The 19,198-nt window shown below is 59.8% G+C and carries 21 protein-coding genes; 9 read left to right on the forward strand and 12 right to left on the reverse strand.

The genetic code is table 11. From position 1 onward, the window contains the following. The 8 genes from FJ145_00400 to FJ145_00435 form a co-directional block, all read right to left on the reverse strand. Positions 1-1,218: a DUF1501 domain-containing protein gene (locus FJ145_00400; protein MBM4259882.1), complete on the reverse strand. Its 1,218-nt coding sequence runs from the start codon at positions 1,216-1,218 to the stop codon at positions 1-3. A gap of 2 nt (positions 1,219-1,220) precedes the next feature. Then, entirely contained in the window at positions 1,221-2,675 is a 1,455-nt protein-coding gene (locus tag FJ145_00405; GenBank protein ID MBM4259883.1) for a DUF1800 domain-containing protein, read from the reverse strand. A 119-nt stretch (positions 2,676-2,794) separates the two neighbouring features. Next, a complete protein-coding gene (locus FJ145_00410; GenBank protein ID MBM4259884.1) occupies positions 2,795-3,268 on the reverse strand; it encodes a periplasmic heavy metal sensor in 474 nt (157 codons plus the stop codon). A 58-nt stretch (positions 3,269-3,326) separates the two neighbouring features. Then, positions 3,327-3,941, reverse strand: a complete 615-nt coding sequence (locus FJ145_00415; GenBank protein MBM4259885.1) for a DUF3106 domain-containing protein — start codon at positions 3,939-3,941, stop codon at positions 3,327-3,329. Beyond that, a complete protein-coding gene (locus tag FJ145_00420; protein MBM4259886.1) occupies positions 3,938-4,171 on the reverse strand; it encodes a hypothetical protein in 234 nt (77 codons plus the stop codon). Before FJ145_00420 ends, FJ145_00415 begins: the two co-directional genes overlap by 4 nt. A 19-nt stretch (positions 4,172-4,190) precedes the next feature. Then, positions 4,191-4,700: a zf-HC2 domain-containing protein gene (locus FJ145_00425; protein MBM4259887.1), complete on the reverse strand. Its 510-nt coding sequence runs from the start codon at positions 4,698-4,700 to the stop codon at positions 4,191-4,193. Positions 4,701-4,708: 8 nt separating this feature from the next. Further along, positions 4,709-5,368: a sigma-70 family RNA polymerase sigma factor gene (locus FJ145_00430; GenBank protein ID MBM4259888.1), complete on the reverse strand. Its 660-nt coding sequence runs from the start codon at positions 5,366-5,368 to the stop codon at positions 4,709-4,711. A 723-nt stretch (positions 5,369-6,091) separates the two neighbouring features. After that, complete coding sequence (locus FJ145_00435; GenBank protein ID MBM4259889.1) at positions 6,092-6,487, reverse strand: class I SAM-dependent methyltransferase; 396 nt, start codon at positions 6,485-6,487, stop codon at positions 6,092-6,094. An 849-nt stretch (positions 6,488-7,336) separates the two neighbouring features. Between FJ145_00435 and FJ145_00440 the strand changes: the two genes are divergently transcribed. The 4 genes from FJ145_00440 to FJ145_00455 are packed head-to-tail and all read left to right on the forward strand — an operon-like array spanning position 7,337 to position 10,235. Further along, the gene (locus FJ145_00440) at positions 7,337-7,699 is read left to right on the forward strand and encodes a DUF3299 domain-containing protein (GenBank protein MBM4259890.1); all 363 of its coding nucleotides are present in this window, start codon (positions 7,337-7,339) and stop codon (positions 7,697-7,699) included. A gap of 9 nt (positions 7,700-7,708) precedes the next feature. Beyond that, positions 7,709-8,272 carry a DUF2796 domain-containing protein gene (locus FJ145_00445; GenBank protein MBM4259891.1) on the forward strand — a complete coding sequence of 188 codons (564 nt, stop codon included), beginning with the start codon at positions 7,709-7,711 and terminating at the stop codon, positions 8,270-8,272. Between the two features lie 5 nt (positions 8,273-8,277). Next, on the forward strand, positions 8,278-8,955 hold the full coding sequence (locus tag FJ145_00450) for an ABC transporter ATP-binding protein (protein MBM4259892.1): 678 nt from the start codon (positions 8,278-8,280) through the stop codon (positions 8,953-8,955). Positions 8,956-8,969: 14 nt separating this feature from the next. Next, positions 8,970-10,235, forward strand: a complete 1,266-nt coding sequence (locus FJ145_00455; protein ID MBM4259893.1) for an ABC transporter permease — start codon at positions 8,970-8,972, stop codon at positions 10,233-10,235. A 48-nt stretch (positions 10,236-10,283) separates the two neighbouring features. Here the strand turns inward: FJ145_00455 and FJ145_00460 are convergent, their stop codons facing one another. The 3 genes from FJ145_00460 to FJ145_00470 all read right to left on the reverse strand — a co-directional run bounded on the left by FJ145_00460 (position 10,284) and on the right by FJ145_00470 (position 13,357). Beyond that, entirely contained in the window at positions 10,284-10,583 is a 300-nt protein-coding gene (locus FJ145_00460) for a hypothetical protein (GenBank protein ID MBM4259894.1), read from the reverse strand. Positions 10,584-10,760: 177 nt separating this feature from the next. Next, on the reverse strand, positions 10,761-12,974 hold the full coding sequence (locus FJ145_00465; protein MBM4259895.1) for a cation-translocating P-type ATPase: 2,214 nt from the start codon (positions 12,972-12,974) through the stop codon (positions 10,761-10,763). An 83-nt stretch (positions 12,975-13,057) separates the two neighbouring features. Then, positions 13,058-13,357: a DUF5132 domain-containing protein gene (locus tag FJ145_00470; protein ID MBM4259896.1), complete on the reverse strand. Its 300-nt coding sequence runs from the start codon at positions 13,355-13,357 to the stop codon at positions 13,058-13,060. A 146-nt stretch (positions 13,358-13,503) separates the two neighbouring features. Between FJ145_00470 and FJ145_00475 the strand changes: the two genes are divergently transcribed. Next, positions 13,504-14,241, forward strand: coding sequence for a hypothetical protein (locus tag FJ145_00475; protein ID MBM4259897.1), 738 nt, complete (start codon positions 13,504-13,506; stop codon positions 14,239-14,241). A gap of 466 nt (positions 14,242-14,707) precedes the next feature. Here FJ145_00475 and FJ145_00480 read toward each other — a convergent pair whose 3' ends face one another. Next, the gene (locus FJ145_00480) at positions 14,708-15,115 is read right to left on the reverse strand and encodes a transcriptional repressor (GenBank protein ID MBM4259898.1); all 408 of its coding nucleotides are present in this window, start codon (positions 15,113-15,115) and stop codon (positions 14,708-14,710) included. A 384-nt stretch (positions 15,116-15,499) separates the two neighbouring features. Here FJ145_00480 and FJ145_00485 point away from each other — a divergent pair, with 384 nt between their 5' ends. The 4 genes from FJ145_00485 to FJ145_00500 are packed head-to-tail and all read left to right on the forward strand — an operon-like array spanning position 15,500 to position 19,186. Continuing rightward, positions 15,500-16,387, forward strand: a complete 888-nt coding sequence (locus tag FJ145_00485) for a ZIP family metal transporter (protein MBM4259899.1) — start codon at positions 15,500-15,502, stop codon at positions 16,385-16,387. Continuing rightward, positions 16,377-16,652, forward strand: a complete 276-nt coding sequence (locus FJ145_00490; GenBank protein ID MBM4259900.1) for a hypothetical protein — start codon at positions 16,377-16,379, stop codon at positions 16,650-16,652. The genes FJ145_00485 and FJ145_00490 overlap by 11 nt, the downstream gene beginning before the upstream one ends. 24 nt (positions 16,653-16,676) lie before the next feature. Further along, a complete protein-coding gene (locus tag FJ145_00495; GenBank protein MBM4259901.1) occupies positions 16,677-17,699 on the forward strand; it encodes a hypothetical protein in 1,023 nt (340 codons plus the stop codon). A gap of 11 nt (positions 17,700-17,710) precedes the next feature. Then, complete coding sequence (locus FJ145_00500; protein ID MBM4259902.1) at positions 17,711-19,186, forward strand: GTP-binding protein; 1,476 nt, start codon at positions 17,711-17,713, stop codon at positions 19,184-19,186. Positions 19,187-19,198: the final 12 nt, after the last annotated feature.

Genomic DNA, 19,198 nt, shown 5'->3' on the forward strand with positions numbered 1-19,198 from the left:
TTACGCGACGATGCCCAACGCATTGGCCGCGCGGAAATTCGGGAACACGCGGCTCATTTCTTTTACGCCCAAATGGCGCGCGACCGCTTCGCTGCAGACGGCGCGAAAGTCGGTGGTCAGCGCGAGGTCGCGGCCTTCGTGCAGCACCTCCTGTGCTAGCCCCGGCCAGCGGCCGTAGACTTTGCCGCCGCGGACTTTGCCGCCCATGGCGAACATGACATTGGCGTGGCCGTGGTCGGTGCCGCGGTTGCCGTTTTCTTTGGCGGTGCGGCCGAACTCGGACATGGTAACCACGAGGACGTCGTCCATGCGATCGCCCAGGTCTTGATAGAACGCTGCCAAACCGGCGCCGAACTCTTTCAGGCGATTGGCCAGCTGGCCGGTGGCGCCGCCTTGACCGACATGGGTGTCCCAGCCGCCGATCTCGGTGAAAGCGATCTCCACGCCCAAATCGGCTTTGATCATTCGGGCGATTTGCTTGAGTCCATTGCCGAAAGCGCCGCCGGGGTATGCCGCTGCGCTGGCGGGAATCTTCGACTCGACGGCTTTCAACTGAGACATCGCCTCGAACAGGCTGTTGCCGCCTTGGCGGAACAACGGATCGCTCGAGTTGGCATAAAGCTTCTGCAGCGTCGCGCTCATCGCCGGGTTGCGCAGGCGAAACTCTTCGATGGATGACAGGGTCAGCACCGGTTTCAAGCCGGCGAGCATGCGCGGGGTTTGCGCCGTCATGGCGACGCCGCGAAACGGAGCCTCACTCTTAACTTCGACAAGCGAGCGGTTGAGCCATCCATCGGGAGTGCTCTTGAGGCCTGGCGTGCCGATCTCCATGTAGTCTTGGGCGTCGAAATGGGAGCGCGTCGGATCGGGCGATCCCGAAGCATGCACGATGGCCAAGTGGCCTTTGAGATAAATGTTGTGCAGCGGCGTCAGCGCCGGGTGCAGGCCGTAAAATCCGTCGAGATCGATGGCGCGATCTTCGCCGCCAGCTGGCTCCGCCACTGCGATACTCGGCCGCAGCTGATAGTAGGCCGGGTCCTTGAAAGGAATGACGACATTCAAGCCGTCCATGCCGCCGCGCTGAAAGACGACCACGAGGGTTTTGCCGCGGCCTTTCTGCTGGGCGCCGGCGGCGCGCACGAGAAAACCCGGCGGCATGCCGAAAGCGAGAAAGCCGAGACCGGCGGATTTGAGAAACGAGCGGCGTGAGCTATTCATGCTTACCTCCTCTGAAATTCGGGGGCGGCCATCAGCAAAGCGATGGCATCTTTGCCTTCGGTTTCGCCAAGGGCTGCGCGAGTCGCGGGTGCCAAGGAATCCGGCGCGATCAAGCGGACGAACGCATCGCTATCGCTCAGCAACTCCGGGCGAACCCGCGAGCCGTCAAGGCGATTGCCGACCAGATCGCTTGCAAAATTCATCCGAGTCAAAAGCATGTCTGGGCTGATCCAAGACGCGCCGCGATCGGGAAAGCCGGTGGGCGGCTGCGCCAAAAAGAGCGGCTCGCCCATGCGCGCCAGGTAGCGCACCAACTGGTGGGGGACCTTGGTCTCCGCTCCGGTGGCGCGCAGCGCGCTGGCGACGTATTCCACCGGTTTTTTTACCTTGGCGCGGTAAGATTCCTCCGAAAAAAATTCCGGCGAATCGATGATGGTGCGCAGCACGGCGCGGATGTCGCCGTCGGTTTCACGGAAAGTAGCGGCAGCTTTGCTGACGATCGCTACCGGCGGGTCGTCGGAAACCAAGCGCCGCGCCAATTTGGTGGCGATAAACTTGGCCGTCGACGGATGGCGCGCCAAGAGGTCCAAGACTTTCAACCCTTCATCGACGCCGGTCGCGGGGATGCGCGTGCCAAGGACGATCTTCTCGCCCTCGTCGTGCATGCGCGGATTGAATGTGAACTCGCCCTGTTTTTGCGGCTCGCGAATGGTCCAGCCGGTGAAGCAGCGGGCGACTTCGTGAACGTCCTTCTGAGTGTAGCCGCCGTCGACACCCAGGGTGTGCAGCTCCATCAGCTCGCGGGCGTAGTTTTCGTTCAAGCCGCGCCGGCGATTGTTGGCCGCGGCCACCCGCGATGCCGGTGAATCGGGCCCGGTGCTAAGCCAGTTGTCGAGGTAAAAAAGCATCGCCGGACTCTCGGCGGTGGCGCGCAAAAGCGTGCCGAAGCGGCCGAGCGCGTGGGGGCGAATGGTGTCGCGGTCGTAGGCGGTGGTCAACCAGCGGTCGGCGCCCTTGCCGGCGAAAATATTGAAATGGTTGCTCCAGAAATCGACGACGATCTCATAGAGTTGCCGCCGGCTATAGATCGAGCGCAAGAGGCGCGCCAGCTGCAATTCCAAAATCACCTGGCGCGGTCCCTGCATCTCCATTGGCAGCATCGACATTTGCTGCTGGGCTTGCTGCTGTTTGGCTTGTTGCTGGGCCTGGCGCGGCAGCGGGTAGAGCTCGATCAACTCGCGGCTGCTGAGCCGCATGGTCTTCAAGCCGGCGAGTTTTTCCTCGACGTAGGGATCGGCGATCCTGTCGGGCTCGAGCTGCTCGTCCAAGTAGGCGCGAAAGCCGAGACGGTCGACGCGCGCGGCTTCCTCGCGCGTCGGTCCGAAGCTGATGCGGTTGAGCAGGTGAGTGATTTTTTGTTCGCGAGTCAGTGGTGTGCTCATGGGTATTTCCTCCATGCGAACAGATTTATTTACCACGAAGGCATGAAGGACACGAAGTTCGGAGAAGGATAGTTACAAGAATTACTTTTCTTCACTTCGTGCTCTTCGTGTCTTCGTGGTGAGTCGTTTCTCCTCTAACTCGCTTGCCCGCCGCGCCGCCCGCGTTGCCGTCCCATGCCGTCTTTAAACTGCGCTTTGCGCTGAGCGCGTTGCTCCTGCCATTTGGCGCGCTGTTCTGGCGTTAGCACGGTCGAGATGCGGTTCATCATGGCGGCGCGGTGGACCATCATCTCGCTTTGCAGCTTGGCGAGCTCTTGGGCTTGTGAGCGCACGCCAGCTTCGTCGAAGGGCTGCCGTTGCCCAGCCTCGTTGAGCCGTTGGCGCTGCTCGCGCAGCCGCTGCATCAAGGGCCGCATGCTTTCGCGGTTCGATGCCATCATATCACCGATGGTTTTTTTTTGGCTATCGGTCAGGTTCAAGTTCTCGAACATTCTGCCGTGGTGCATGCCGCGGCCACGTCCTGGACCCACCTGCGCCTCGACCTGGGCGGCGGCGAGAATGCCGCTTAGCAGGAGCGCGCCGACAATAACTTTATTCGACTTTTTCATATTGTTCCTCCGGTGATTCGTTAAACCCGAGACTTTAGTGTGCGTTTAAGCGATCTTTCTATTGCGCATCTTTTAGACGCTTCTCGGCGCGTTCCCTTAGCCGCTCACGTATCTTCTCTCTCCTTTCCTCAAGCTCGATCTGTTTTTGTTCGCGCAGCGCCTTTTGTTCGAGCGGCTGGCGCTCGCGCGCTTCGCGCTTTTCTTCGAGCTCTTGTCTGCGTGCACGCGCCTTTTCGCGGGCCTCGGCCTTTTCTTCCGCCGACATGCCACGATAGGTTTCAAGCCTGCGCCGCAGGGCTTCGCGTTTTTCTTCCGGCATGTCGCGGAAGCGCTGCCAGCGTTCGTGTAGGGCTTGACGCTCGCTGTTCTTGAGTTTTTGCCAGGTCTCGAAATTTTTGCGCATCAGCGCTTTTTCTTCCGGTTTGGCCTTGCGCCAGGCATCCATACTGCGCTGCATATCGGCTTTGTCTTCGGGGTTGAGATTTTTCCAGTTTTGAAATTTCTCGCGCAGCTCCTGCTTCTCGCTCTCTTTCATGCCGCGCCATTTCTCCAACAATTCGCTGTCGCTGGCCGCCGGGTCGGCGAACGAGCCGGTTTGACTGAGGGCTGCAACGGGGACGCACAGCAGGCCGAGCAAGAGAAGCCACCCGGTCAAGCGAACGACCGTCTTCATTTCACGCTCTCCTTGGGCTTCGGCGCCGGCGATTTCCGGACAGTCGGTTCGGTGGGTTTGCCGTCGCTGCGAACCTGCTGCATCTCTTTGAGCATCTCCATATTCTTGAACATCTCCCAATCCTTCAGAAACTCCAGCATGCGCAGCAGCTCCGGGTCGGGTTTGTCACCGACTTTTTCCGCGGCCATGCTCGGGCTGCCGCTGGCAAACCAGGTCACTGCGCCGATCATGATGAGTCGCCGCACCCCTCTAAGCTCCGCGTTTCTCCGGGCTCATGGCTTCGAGCACTTCGAGCGCATCGAGGATTTCCAGGTTCTTCAACAGGTCTAAATCTTGACTCGATGACATGATCGCGACGACTTCATCATCGAGCAACGCCTGGGGTTTTGCCCAATATTTTTTGCCGACCGTGAAGGTCATGGCGAGCAGCACCACAGCGCCGGTGGCGAACGCGGTCAGTGGCAGCGGTCGGAGCCACGCGGTCAACCAATTCCACAACGAGGTCTGATCGGCAACGGCGTCGATCTTGTGGCGCAGCTCGCGGCTGTAGGTCATCCAGAAAGCCGGCGGCGGCTCGTCGCGAGCGATGGTCAGCGGCATGAGCCTTTGCATTTCTTCGAGAGAGCCGCAGCAACCCGCGCAGGCGCGCAAATGAGCTTCGACATTGGCGCGCGCCGCCGCATCCGTTTCGCCGTAATGATACAAAACCAGATCCTCTTCGAAGTTGGCGCATGCCATGGTATTCTCCGGGGTGGCCATAAACGCTCCTAGGCGAATTCCGCGAGACTTTGCCGCAAGCTGATGACGGCGCGGTGCAGGTGAACTTTCACGGTGCCCTCCGCCGTGTCCATCATCGCGGCGATTTCTTTGATCGATAGACCCTGGTGATTCTTCAAAATAAACGCCGTGCGCTGCCGCGCCGGCAGGGCTTCCAATGCGATGCTGACCTTGTGCGAGATCTGCCCCGCGATCACTTGCTGGTAGGGCGATGGTGCGTGGCTGCTTTGATGGCTTGCTTCGATGCGTTGTTCGGTAGTTTCGTCGAACTCTTCGGTCGCCTTGCGCTGTTTGCTGCGTCTGTAATCGAGACAGACATTGACGAGAATCCGATAAAACCAGGTATAAAAACTCGAGCGGCCGTCGAAGTTCTTCAAGCTGGTAAAGGCTTTTAGAAACGCGTCCTGCGACAAGTCCTTGGCTTCCTCGCGGTTGCGGGCGAAGTCATAGGCGATGTGATAGGCCTTCTGCTTGTGTCGTTCCACCAGTTCCTCAAACGCGCGCCGGTCGCCTTTGCGGGCCAGGTCCACCAGCCGCTCGTCTCCTCCGTTCACCCATGAGCTCCAGTCGTCCAGTAAAGTCGCGGCGAGAGAGCGAGCACCGGTAGCCAAGACGGAAGCTTGCAGATTGACGATCGTGCTGCCGCCCAAGTCTTCCGTAGGCTACGCTCCATCTTTAAGGTCGTTGATTCTTTGCCGCGGCAGTGATCTTACCCAAGGCAGCAAATCCCGCAACTGCCGCGAAAACTAACCTTTTTCGCTAACCCTGTTGCCGGAAAGGTCATTCTTGTCGAGCGCGGGTCATTTCTCTTCGGCCCCTCCGGCCGGGCTGTAGAGTTAGACGATGGAAGGCTATGGGGGTTTACCAGGGGCGCTGGATTATCCAAGCCATGGAGCCTGCAGATAGGATCGGGTCGTAGGCGAAGTGGGCCAGTCCCGTCATATGGCTGCGGCCATCGAAAAGCCGTTTAAAACTCCTGTCCACTTCAATGTTCGTAGCCGGTAAAGCCGTGCGGAACTGCCTAGGATGGCTGCTAGACGACGGCGAGTCGGAACTGACAACTGCGGCCCAAGCAAATAGAAGCCAGTATAGAGGACCCCCATGGGTTTAGTGATTTCGATAGAAAAACCGGTTCGCTTGAACCGCGCTTTCCAAGCAAAATTTGCGAACGCAACCATTTCGCTTAGAAACGTCGCGTGGCCACTGGAGGTTAACCTCAGTCCAGAACGAAAATGGTAGAACGCCACCAGAGCGAAAGCGATGAATTGGTGAAGAAATGCCGGAATGTTTCTGGCACGGGCACCCAATTTAGGCGGACAGCAGATCGCATCGCGAAAAATTGCCGGAATGCAGGCGAGCGTCGACCATAGCCGCTACGAAGGCGTCGGCAAAGTATGAATACAATAGCCTCCCGGTTTCAGAACACGCCGAATATCCGTTTGCAGTTCATCAAAATTGCCGATCTGCACCATGACCTGGGAACTCAGAACAACATCCACACTGCCATTTGGGAGCGGTATATTTACGCCATCGTAGTCGAGAACCTCGCCCACCCTTTGGCGCGCCCATACCGAGGTGGAGATATCGAGCGCCGTTACAGTATAACCCTTCGATCTCAGGAGGTTGGAAAACGAGCCGTCTCCGGCACCTAGTTCGAGAATGTGGCTAGAACCGGCAGGGAGCAGCCGAATGATTTCAGCGAACTCTGTCGCCCGCACCTGGTTTAAGGCCCTGAGTTGAAGACGTGCTGCCTTGGAAAGTGACTTCATTTCGGACTCCCTGATCAGAGGCCAGATACGATTCCCCACCCCAAACCTGAATAGTATTCTTATTCGCTATTCGCAGGCTGTGATCAACACCGAATGTAAAAAAACTCGTCTCGTATGTGGTGATCTATCCCGACAGGGTGCCCTATAAGGGGCAAGAAGCGCCTCCGTTGACACTGTCCAAGGTCATACGGTAGGCTTTTGGCGTGTTTCCTTCGACGAACAAAAGCCGCGGAGGATGGCGCACGGTTCTGGGAGCGGCGCTTGTGCTATTTGTGTTTTGCCTGCCTTTGCACGTCCACGGCCTTTCGGAAGAAGACGAGTTAAGTTACGGATGCAGCTGTGTCCTCGGGCGCAGCGCCAAGTTGGCCTTGGCGCCAGCGCCGGCCGAGGTTGCGCCGAGGCTCGTGGGCATGTTTCGACCGCCGGTCCGCAATACCGTGGTTTCCCAAGATGACGATTTCTCCCAGGCCTGTCGCGCACCCCCGCTTCTTTCCATGTCAGCAGGCATCTCCGTATTTGCCGATATTTAGTGATAGCTCACGGATTTCCCCGAGAGCTCAGGAACGGGCGATTGATTGCCCTGGGGATTTTGGCGATCATGGTTCAAGAGACGACATTGACCCCCGCAGCCTGGTTAGATCGAGCGGGCACCACGGTTTCCATTGCTTGCGCGATGCAACGCGGCCAAACTAAAAGGAGGGTGGGAAGATGAAATTTTGGATAAGGATGGCGCCGGCCTGTTTGATCTTGCTGGCCGTAGGCGCACCCGGCATGCATGTTTGCCGAATTGCCGCGCCGACGAATTTGACTTTTGCGCCGCAACCGGCCAACGCCGCCGAGCCGACGCCCATGCTGACTTGGGAACAGTTGCGCGGTCTGGATTATCAGACCGGTAAGATGCCCGCCGACCTGAAGAAACTCGATGGCACCGTGGTGCGCGTGCCGGGCTTCGTCATTCCGCTGGAAGACAGCGATCGGACGGTTTCCGAGTTCTTGTTGGTGCCGTTCCCGATGGCCTGTATCCATGTGCCGGCGCCGCCGCCCAATCAAATCGTTCACGTCAAGATGGACAAGGGAAGAAAGATTCCGTTCGACTTCTACGGACCGGTTTGGCTGCAAGGGCGTCTAAAGATCCAGCGCACCGAGAACATGTACACCGAGTCGTCATATTTTATGACCGGGCTTTTGGCCGAGCCCTATAGAGAAAGGTAGGAGGATATCATGCAGCTGACAGGAGCGGCCGTATCGGTCGGCTTAATCTATTGCCTCGCCGGCTTTTTGAATCCTGCCGCCGGCGCGGAAAAACGGCATTCCCATGCCCACGTGCATGGAGCTGCCGAAGTCAACATCGCGGTGGAAGGAAAGAAAGTGACGATCGAGCTGCGCACGGCGTCCGAAGGCGTGATGGGCTTCGAGCACGAAGCCAAGAGCGATGCCGACAAGAAAAAAAGAGACGCGGCGCTCAAACGCGTGGAAGAGAAGTTTGGCGAGATGATCGTGCTCGACAAGAAACTTGGCTGCAAGTCACAGGGCGGCAACGTGACGCTGGTGCAGACCGATGAGAAGGGCGGCAAGGACGCCAAATCCGGCGCCAAGAGCGGCGAGCACCGCGAAGTGCGCGCCCGTTATCAATACGAATGCGATAAAGCTCCGGCCGGCAGCCGGGTCAAGTTCGGCATCACAAAGGTTTTTCCAGCCATCCGCGATGTGAAGGTCCAGGTGCTCGCCGATGCCAAGCAGTCGGGCGCGACGATCAAGAAAGACCGCGGCGACGTCGGCCTCTAGCGCGCATGCAAGACGCCGTCGAGATCACCGACCTGACATTTTCCTACCGTCCGCCCAAGGCGGTGCTCGACGTGGCTCAGTTGAACGTCGCTCGCGGCGAGAAAGTGTTTCTGCACGGGCCGAGCGGCTGCGGCAAGACCACGCTGCTCGGCATTCTGGCCGGTGTGCTCCAGGCTAAGAGCGGCAGCGTCAAGATTCTCGGCCACGACCTGGCGCGCCTCTCCGGGCCGGCGCGCGACCGGGTGCGCGGCGCGCACATCGGCTACATCTTCCAGATGTTCAATTTGATCCCCTACCTGAGCGTTTTAGACAACATCACGCTGCCCTGCCGGATCAGCGGTGGCCGCAGCAAGCGGCTCAACGGCAAATCCGCCGTCGACGAGGCGCGGGCGCTGGCCGGCGCGCTGGGCATCGATAACTTGATTGCCGAGAGCGTGGTGGATTTGAGTGTCGGGCAGCAGCAGCGGGTGGCGGCGGCGCGGGCGCTGATCGGCGCGCCGGAGCTGATCATCGCCGATGAGCCGACTTCGGCCTTGGACGAAGATCATCGCGAGAACTTTTTGACTCTTTTGTTCAAGCAATGCGCTGCGATTAAATCCACGCTCGTCTTCGTCAGCCACGACCGGCGCATGATGCCGCTGTTCGATCGCGCCGTGTCGCTGCGCGAGGTCAATCGAGCCTAGGACGCGAATCCGCCATGCTGCTCCTTTCGCTCGCCTATCGCTCGCTCAAGAATCGCAAGCTGACATCGATCGTCACACTCATTTCCCTAGCGCTGAGCGTCAGCCTGTGGGTGGGCATCGAGCATATTCGCGGCGGCGCGCGGGAAAGTTTTTCCAATACGATTAGCCAGACCGATCTGATCGTCGGCGCGCGCGGCGGCGCGCTGCAGCTTTTGCTCTACACGGTGTTTCACATCGGCTCGCCGACCGCCAACGTCACCTACGAGTCCTACGAGAAGATCAAAAATCACAAAGCGGTGGCTTGGACGATTCCCATCTCACTGGGCGACAGCCACCGCGGCTACCGCGTGGTCGGCACCAATGAAGATTTCTATCGGCACTACCGCTTTCGCCAGGACCGGCAAATCGAGTTCGCCCAGGGGAAGGCGGCTTCGGAGATTTTCGATGTAGTTTTGGGCAGTGAAGTGGCCGAGCGGCTCGGCTATCAGCTGGGCAGACGCATCGTGGTCACCCACGGCATCACCGGCGCCACCGGCATTATGGACCACGATGACAAGCCGTTCACCGTGGTTGGCATTCTCAAACCGACGCGCACGCCCATCGACCGATCGCTCTACGTGACGCTCGAAGGCATCGAGGCGATGCACATCGACTGGAAGCAAGGCGCGCCGCCGATCAAAGGGCAGGAAACGCCGGCCGAGAAAATCACCAAAGAAAATATCAAGATCGAAAGTATCACGGCATTTTTCTTGCGCACCAAAATGCGCGTGCAGACCCTGGCGCTGCAGCGCGAGGTGGTCAACTTCCCTGAAGAACCGCTCATGGCGGTGGTGCCGGGCGTGGCCTTGAGCGAGCTCTGGAGCACGCTGGGCGTCGTCGAAGAGGTGCTCAAGGTCGTGGCTCTATTCGTCGTGTTGGTTGGCCTGCTCGGCATGCTGATGGCGCTTTACACGTCGCTCAACGAGCGGCGCCGCGAGATCGCCATACTGCGTGCCTTGGGTGTCGGACCGTGGAAGGTGACCGGACTTCTGGTAATGGAGTCGGGCTTGTTGACCTTTATTGGCGCGCTGCTTGGGGTTGGCGTTGTCTATAGTTCCGTGCTGCTGCTCCAGCCGGTGATCGAGCAATTCTACGGCTTGCATATTCCGCTCAAGCCGTTTACCGCGACAGAATATCGTTATCTTTTGGCGGTGATTTGCGCCGGCCTGATTGTCGGGCTAATTCCAGCCTGGAAGGCCTATCGCAACGCGCTCTCCGATGGACTGAGCGTGCGGCTCTAAGCGCGATTAATGCACCCCCTCGCTGCATGGAGCGCGCAAACCCCACGTCTAAATATCGGAGACGCCGAGCTTGCGGCCATCTTCACGGCAGCGGGAAAAAGCGCCCTTTGGTTTGCCTCCTTTGGGTGCTCCCGCCGCCGGTTTTTTTGCCCCATGATATGCCTTAGGCAGGTTTTGATCGCCATCTGGCTTGGCCTGACTCCGGCCATGGCCGCGCAAGTCTGCCATATCCATCCACCCGGCACAGAGCTGAAAGAACCGGAAATAAAAGACGCGCAGTTTTACAATTCCCTGGAGGATTGCGAATCCGCCAATTCCAAAGTTTTTGGCGGCAGCGGCCGCTGTCACTGCTTCCCGGACGGCTTTGGGCGCAGCCGCGAGTTCGACTTTCGACGGCGTCCGGTTGACCCGTTCGGCAGCCCCGAAAAGCTTCCTCCGCCGTGATGGCTGCGCTTCAAGCGTATTTCAGATGCGCATTCCCTTCCTTGGCGTGCAGCTCTTCGCTCGATATTTGCCGGACTGGTGTTAAACGTTTTCCGCTTCGGGATCGTAGCCGATCAGCCGGGCCGAATTGAAGATTACCAGCAGGGTGCTCAGATTGTGCAGCGCGGCGGCGATGAATGGATTGATCGCTCCCAGCGCGCCGACGACGATGCCGCCGGCGTTGACCGCCAGGGCGGCGCCGTAGTTCTGGCGGATGACTCGGATGGTGCGCCGGCTCAGGCGCATGGTCGCCGCCACGCCGGTGAGATTGTCGGAGGCGAGCGCAATATCGGCCGCTTCGATGGCGACATCGGAGCCGGAGGTGCCCATGGCGATGCCGACGTTGGCCAATGCCAGCGCCGGCGCGTCGTTGATGCCGTCGCCGACCATGGCGACTCTATGTCCTTCGGCCTTGAGCCGGTGAATCACTTGATGTTTTTCTTCCGGGGTGAGCTGGGCGCGCCAGTCGTGGAGGCCGACGGACTGAGCCACCGCGCGGGCGGCTTCTTCTTCGTCGCCGGTGAGCATCATCAAATGCTTCACTCCCAAACCGCGCAGCGCCGCCAGCGCGGCGTCGCACTCCGGCCGCAGCCGGGTGTGCACGCCGATCATACCGATCAGCTTTCTTTGGTGCGCGACATACATAATGGTTTCGCCGCGCGCGGCATGCTCGTTGTAGGCGTGCTGCGGGTCGGCAGCGATAGCAACGTCGAAGCTTGTCAGCAGGGCCTTGCTGCCGACGAGTATCTCGTTGCCCTGCCAGTCGGCGCGCATGCCGCGGCCGACGAAGATTTCGCACTCGTCGTGCAGCGGGATTTCGATTTCGCGGTCGCGGGCGTGGCGCACGATGGCGAGAGCCAGGGGATGCTGCGAATGGAGTTCGCCGTTGGCGGCGAGCGAGAGAACCTGGTCGGCGCTGTAATCGTCGTCGAACGATTTGACCATATCCACGCTGGGAATGCCCGCCGTCAAAGTGCCGGTCTTGTCGAAAACCACGGCGTCAAGCTCAGCCGCGGCTTCGAGATGGGTGCCGCCTTTGATTAAGATACCGCGGCGCGCGCCGTTGCCGATCGCCGCGCTGACGGCTGTCGGAGTCGCCATGCCGGCGGCGCACGGACAGGCGATCAACAACATCGTCAGCGCGCGATTCAAGTCGCGGGTTGCGGCAAACACGCCGATCGAGAGCAAGAAAGAAAAAGGCACGAAGCGCGCGGCGAAGCGCTCGCCGATGGTTTCCATGGGCGCGCGCAGCTCCTGCGCCTCTTCAACGCGGTGGATCAAACGGCCGACGACCGTATCGGCGCCGACTCGTTGGGCGCGCACCCGGATCTCGCCGGCGAGGAGCACCGTGCCGGCAAATATCCTGTCGCCGGGGTTTTTTAGCACCGGCATGCTCTCGCCGGTGATCGGCGCTTCGTTGATGGTGGCGACGCCGGCCTCAATATCGCCGTCGACGGGAATCCGCTGCCCGGCATAGACAGCTATGAGGTCGCCGGCGCGCACGCTTGCCAGCGGCTGCTCGACTTCGGTCGTGCCGACCACGAGCCAGACTTTTTCGTCGTCCAGGCTGAGCAGCGCGCTAATCGCGTGGCGCGTGCGGCGCAGCACCAGTGCCTGCAGGTACTCGCCCAGGTTGATCAGCCAGATCACCACCAACGCCGTCACGCTCTCGCGCATGACAATGCTGGCAACGGTGGCGGAGCTGACAAGCGTGTCGGTGGTCAATTTGCCGCGCGATGCCGAGCGCAGCGCGTCGCGCAGAAACGGGTAGCCGGAGAGGATGGTCGCCGCGGCGCTGATGCCGAATAAGACCGGGCTTGCCGCCAGCGGCCCAGGGCCGCTGATCAACCGTTTGATGAAGAAGCCGAGCAACACCGAACCGCCCAACACGAGATTTCGCATGCCGCCGGCGAGATCGGCATCGCCCTGATCGCGGCTGTGCTCGTGGTCGTGACCGTGGTGCCCGTGCTCCGGGCCGTGCGCCGGATTATGCTTGGTCTCCAGGCGCGTCCGATAGGTTGCGACGTCGAGAGGCGGCCGCGCCAGCGCGGCGATAACGATATCAGTGAGGGTCGCGGCGGTCTGCGGTTTTTTGTAGTGAACCAGCAGGCGGCCGGTGCTGGGCGTCGCTTCGACCGAGACGATGCCCGGGTGCCGCTCGATTGCCATTTCAACCGCAGCAGCGTAGCGCGGCCGCTGGCGCAGCTGCGGAACATCCCAACGGATGCGACCGGCAATCGCAGAGCGAATACGCATTCTAGGTAAAGTGGAACTCACTGCAGTGGAGGGGCTGCGTCGGTGCGAGCGAGAAATTCAATGCCGGCGCAATCGCATCCCGATTAGCTAGCGGTTTTCCTGCTGCGCGGTTTGCGCTGGCGCGGCTCGGCTTCATCGCCGTCCTTTTCCCGCTCGGCGATTTCGGCCTTGGCTTCAGCGGTGATGTCTTCGATATCCTGCCAGGTTTCTTGAGCCGCAGTCGAGATTTGCTTCTGCAGCACCAAGCCGCCTTTGATCACATCTTTCACGACTGGGCGCACGGTGCGACCCACCGCCGGTCCGAACAGTTTCCAAGCTGCGGCCGATGCCGCGCCCAACGCGAACAGCGCCGGCTTCGAGGTCAAAAGTTTTAGCATTACCATGGCGGCCCTCCCATGAACTAGCGTAACCCCTTTTTGGACGAGTAAACCACAATCGTCACGCCAATGTAAAGCGCTTTTCCATGTCCAACCGCTCCGGATAAAATTGTTGTTGCAAACAACTTGCAATTTTGACACATACAACGGATATGCTTTCGTTCGCTTTGTTTCTCGGTGTGCTCACCACTATTGCCAACGTCGTTGGAAGCGCCTTGGCTTTACTGCAACGTCAACCGTCGCGCCGCTTTACCGCCAGCGCTCTGGGCTTTAGCGGCGGGTTCATTCTCGCCGCCGCTTTGATGGAGATGATTCCGGCGACCATTGAGCGCGGCCACGATATGGCGCTGTATGTGGCGATCGGTTATCTGCTGGTGTTTCTCGTCGAGCAGTTTTTTAACGTGCATCTCCACAGTCTGCCCGACGAGAGCCATCCCGTTGTCATACCCGCCGCCGCTGGGATTGCGTCGCTGGTTGCCTTCAACGTGCATGACTTTGTCGATGGCCTTGCCATGGGCGCCGGAATGATTGCCGGCTCCGAGTTGGGCATTTTGGTTTTCGTCGCGGTGCTTTTGCACGAGCTGCCCGCGGGATTTGTCATCACCGCGATCATGCGCGGTGCCGGCTGGAGCCGCTGGGCTGCATTTGCCGCCGGCGGCAGCATCGGCATCATCACCCTGGTCGGTATCGTCCTGCCGTTTTGGGTGCACCACTTCAATCCGGAGATTGCCAATATGCTGCTGGCGCTGGCGAGCGGCACGTTCATTTATCTCGGCGCGACGCTGCTCGTGCCGCTCTCCGAAGCCGGCAAGTCGCGGGCGATTACACTGCTCGTGCTGTTGGGCGTCGTGGCCTTCTACATTTCCAAGGAGCTGGTTCACAGCCACTAGGCTGGGCGCGCGCTGCTGGCGGCGCGCCTGCAAGGGCCGCCGCAGCCAGTGAAGGCGTGAACTATTTTCTTGCCCTCCGGTTGCCCAATGGCGGGACGTCGACATTGGGCCGGCTTGACAGTCTTATTGCGATTTGATTATCAATAGTCCGCCGGCCGGCAAGCCGGCGCACAGCTATGACTCAGCGGTCCAGGCGCACGAGAAAGGGAATGTGCGGCTGCACCCAGATGGCGAACTCGTCGATGTGGCTGGGCGGCTGTGCCGAGGGCGCGCAAGGGGGGGCGCAGTTTGGTCGGGCGCTGCACGGCGAACCGGTTGGCGGCGCAATCGGGCGTATAAGACATGATTCGGCTCCTCATGGGGGAGACTATCGATATTAAAATATCAATATCGTGTCAACCCCGGCCGGGCTGGGCAGTGCAAGTCGCGCCGGCCTGAAGCGCCGGGCTGTACCGGCGCGAAGAGCTCAATGCTGGCGGGCCGCGCGCCGCGTAGACTTGACCGAGGCGGGACAAATGGGACAGCGGCCATAGATTACGAGATCGTGGTGCTCGGCGTGAAAACCGTTGGGCAAGTGCTTGTCGAAATCGAATACGCAGCCTTCCAACTCAAAGACCTTCTGGCACTGACGGCAGCGGAAGTGATGGTGATGGGTCTTGCCCGCGGGTTCGTAGTACGGGTTCTCTCCGGGAATTTGCACCGGGGTGAGCCACTTTTCGTCGACCATTCCTTTGATTGCCCGATAAACCGTGGCGATGCCGAGGGCCGGTAAGATTTTCTGGCCGGCTTCAAGAACGTCTTGCACGCTCAAAGGCCGGTCAGCGGCTTTGAAAACCAATTCAATGGCGTGGCGTTGGCGGGTGTTGCGATCCATCTCATCATTATACGGAAGCGGGATAATTTGAAAACCCATCGCGGTTTTCGCGCGCGGCAGATTCGACTGTCCGCAAAAATTAAAAATTGGTGCTTGACAGAAATCCCGGTGTTTGATAATTGCGAATTGTTTGCAATTACATGCGTGCGGTCCGATGCTGGGCGCGCATGATGCCCAATGGTTTTACGATGTGGAGAACCGAGCCATAGCGGTTCTTCATGGGCGGCGGGGTAAGCGCTGTGAACGCTTTGCCTCCTCGTGGCGACCCCGCCGCCGTTTCCTTGTCAGCACAATACCTAACTGAGGCTTGCTTAGGCCGTGGCGGCTGGCCTGGCAGCGGCCTAGCAGATTTTTCGGGTTCGAAGCGGAGCGAAGATAAGCAAGATGGAGATTTGGATTTTTACTTTGGCGAGTGCGGCACTGGTCAGCGCGGTGTCGCTGGTCGGCGGAGTCGGTCTGCTCCTGCGCGAAGAGTTTTTGCGCAAGATCGTGACCGTGCTCGTCGGCCTGGCCGTCGGCGTGCTGCTGGGCGATGTGTTTATTCATCTTTTGCCCGAGTCGCTGAGCGAGATTCAGTCGCCGCGTTTGGTGTCCGCTCTGATTTTGCTCGGCATCTTCTTATTTTTCGCGCTGGAAAAATTCGTCAAGTGGCAGCATCACCATGTGGTCAGTCAGCAAGACTGCGATCTGGGCGCGCGATCGTGCGCGCACATGTGCCTGGTGGGCGACGCGGTGCACAACTTCACCGATGGCATGATCATCGCGTCGAGCTTCCTGGTGAGTCCGGTGGTCGGCTTGACCACGACCGTGGCCGTCATCGCCCATGAGATTCCCCAGGAGCTCAGCGACGTCGGTGTGCTGTTTTACGGCGGCTACTCGACGCGGCGCGCGGTCTGGCTCAATTATCTTTGTTCGTTGACCGTCATCCCCGGAGCGTTGCTGACGCTGCTGTTGAGCGGCTGGATCGATGGCGTTGCGGTCTATCTTCTGCCAATCGCTGCCGGTGGCTTTATCTACATCGCCGCTTCGGATCTGATTCCGCAGCTGCAGCACAAATCGCCGCTGCGCATCGAGTTTGCCCAGACGGCCACCATGGCGGTCGGTGTTTTGTTGATGGCCGGCGTGATTCTGCTCGAAGAGCGGCTGGAGCAACACGCGAAGCTGGCCGATGAAGCGGTTCTTGCGGCACCCCGAGGACCGCAGGTCACCGGGGCCATGGACGACGCTGCGTGGGCGAGCGGATCTGCCGCTAGGAACGACAATGGGATTTGAAATTTTGCAGTCGCGCGGGCTGGCCAATCCGGCGCACACTCAGCGCATTAAACAATGGGTCATTGAAACCTTCGAGTTAGGCGAAGATGTTTCGGTGTTGGTCACCGAGCTGCAATGCAGCGAGCCCGGCTGCCCGCCGCTGGAAACTGTCATCGCGATCATGGGCGCGGACAAGACCAAGAAACAGCACAAGCTGCATAAACCGCTGGCCGAGGTTACGCCAGCGGACATCGCCGAGCTCAAAGACGGCAAGCCGCTGCATTGATTTTTACACATAAGGGGATCGTGGGTGGACACATTCTTGGAGACGATAAAGTCATTTCTCGCCGCGCCGGATAAACCCTTCGCCGATGTCGGCAAATGGATAGGCGCTCTATTGACCGCGTGGATGCCGGCGATGCCCGTCGAGCTTTGGGGCGTGACTTTCGACATCAAGGCTATTACAGCCTATTGGATCTACGATGCTTTCAAGATCGTCGCCTTAGTCGCGTTCACCAGCTACTTCATGTCCGTGCTGCGCCAGTCGATGCCGCGGGCGCTGCTCGATCGTTGGATGAAAGCGGATGGCCTCGGCGGCGCCGTGGCGGGCGGTCTGTTCGGGGTGGTGACACCGGTTTGCTCGTGCACCATCGTGCCGCTGTACCAGGGCTTGCTCCGTTCCGGCGCCTCGACGCGCGCCAGCGCGGCGTATCTAATCACTGGCTGCGGTGTCAACGAGTTCGCCATTTATGTTCTCTTGATTGTCGGTGGTTTGAAAGCCACGGCGATCTACGTTGGCTTCGGGTTCGCTTCCGCAATCGCATTTTCCTGGTATGCCGGGCGCATGGGCTTCGATGCCGAACGCATTCGCGCCGCTTCCTGCAGCGGCAGCCTGCGCCTCGATAGGCAGCTGGGCAACCGTTTCGTGGTCGCCTTCGATGAGTCGCTCAGCGTCCTGCGGCGCATGTGGCTGCCGCTCGTGATCGCCGGCCTGCTTGCCGCTGTGCTCGTGCCGCTAAACAAAACCCCGGTGGGCATTCTGATTGCCAACGCTGCCACCGACTGGTGGTGGCTTGGCCCCATACTCGCCGCTTTGCTCGCCATCCCTCTCGATATGAACGCGGCGATCATGCAGCCCTTCATGATCCCGCTAATGCGCGCGGTGCCGATGGGGACGGCCTTGACTTTCATGGCGGGCGCGACGTTTAGCAGCATTCCCGAGATTGCGCTGCTCAAGACCCTCGCTGGCGCGCGCACGACGGCGGTTTTTGTCACCGTGCTTTTCGTTTATCTCAGCACAATCGGGATGGTGGTGAATCTGGTGCAGCCATAGGCGAGGCAGGCATGGCGAAAAAGAACACAACCACGGGCAAGAGCCGGGCGACGAAGAAGCGCAAGCCGAGCGCCACGAAGCCGCGCACGCCGGTGTACGTGCTGACCGGGTTTCTCGGCTCTGGCAAGACCACTCTGCTCAATCATTTTCTGGCGCAGACCCGGCACTTGAAAATCGCCGTGCTGGAAAACGAATTCGGCGCCGTCAGCATCGATACCGAGCTGATCATCGGCGCAAAAGAAGAGATCATGGAGATCAAGAACGGCTGCATGTGCTGCACGGTGCGGCGCGACCTGATCCGGGTCTTGCGCCGTTTGATCAAGCAAGGCCGCCCCTATGACGCCATTGTGCTGGAAACCACCGGCATCGCCAATCCGAGTCCCATCGCGCAGACTTTCATGGCGCTAAAAGATCTGTGGACGAACTACGACCTCAAAGGCATCGTCACCGTGGTCGATGCCAAACATGTGCGCGCCCAGGTAAAATCCGAAACCATCGCGCAGGACCAGATCGCTTTTGCCGACCTGCTGGTGCTGAACAAAGCCGACCTGGTGAGCGCGCAGGAGTTGGCTGAGGTGACCGAGTTGCTGCGCCGCGTCAATAGCGACGCGGTCATTCGCCCGACGACCATGGCCCAGCTCGACGCTGAAGAGCTATTGGCGCTCCACGCTTTCAAGCCAGCGCGTGGCTTGAAAGCGGATGCTGGGTTCAATCAGCCCGACTATCCGTTCAAGTGGGTCGGCGCCTATCGTTTCGAGCCCGGGAGCTATCGCGTCGAATGGCATGCCAGCGGCGCGCCGCACAGCAATGAGCTGGTCTGGCTGATGCCGATGGTCGAGCCAACCGACAGCGACGTGCAGAAGAGTCTGCCCTTGGCGGTAAAAACCTTTTTCGAACCGGAAGTGAATTTCGCTTGCGGCGAAACCATCGAGGTCGATCGCTTCGTGTGGAACACGCCCCTTGAGGAAAATCGCAGCGAGTTTGGCATTCATATTTTGCAGCCCGGTTACTACGCGGTTTTTACCCAGCATCCGCCACGGTCCGTGTCGGTGACCGGATCGCAGGGCGTAATCGAGCCGGTTTACCAGCGCGCCTGGGAGTCGCGCTACGCCGAAGACGAGTCGCTGACATCGGTCGCGATTTCGCTGGGCGGCACGTTAAGCCAAGAGAAAGTTAGAGAGTACTTCACTTGGGCGCTCTACGGCGACGAAGAGCATCGCACAGTGCTTAGAATGAAGGGCATTTTGAGCATCGCTGGGCGCGACGAGAAGTTCGTCTTTCAGCAAGTTAACACGGTTTCTAACTCCGGGTTCATCAATGAGACCTGGGGTGAGCGGCCGCGCGTCAATCATTTCGTCTTGATCGGCCGCGGTCTCGACCGCGGCGAGCTGACCAAGAGATTCGCCGAATGTTTGATCGGCGATTGGGCGACGTCGCGTCCCACGCAGGAAGAGGAATTGCGAGAGGGCGTCCAAGCCGGGGCGTGACGATGAAAGATC

Source organism: Deltaproteobacteria bacterium, from assembly GCA_016874755.1.
Classification (GTDB): domain Bacteria; phylum Desulfobacterota; class Binatia; order UBA9968; family UBA9968; genus DP-20.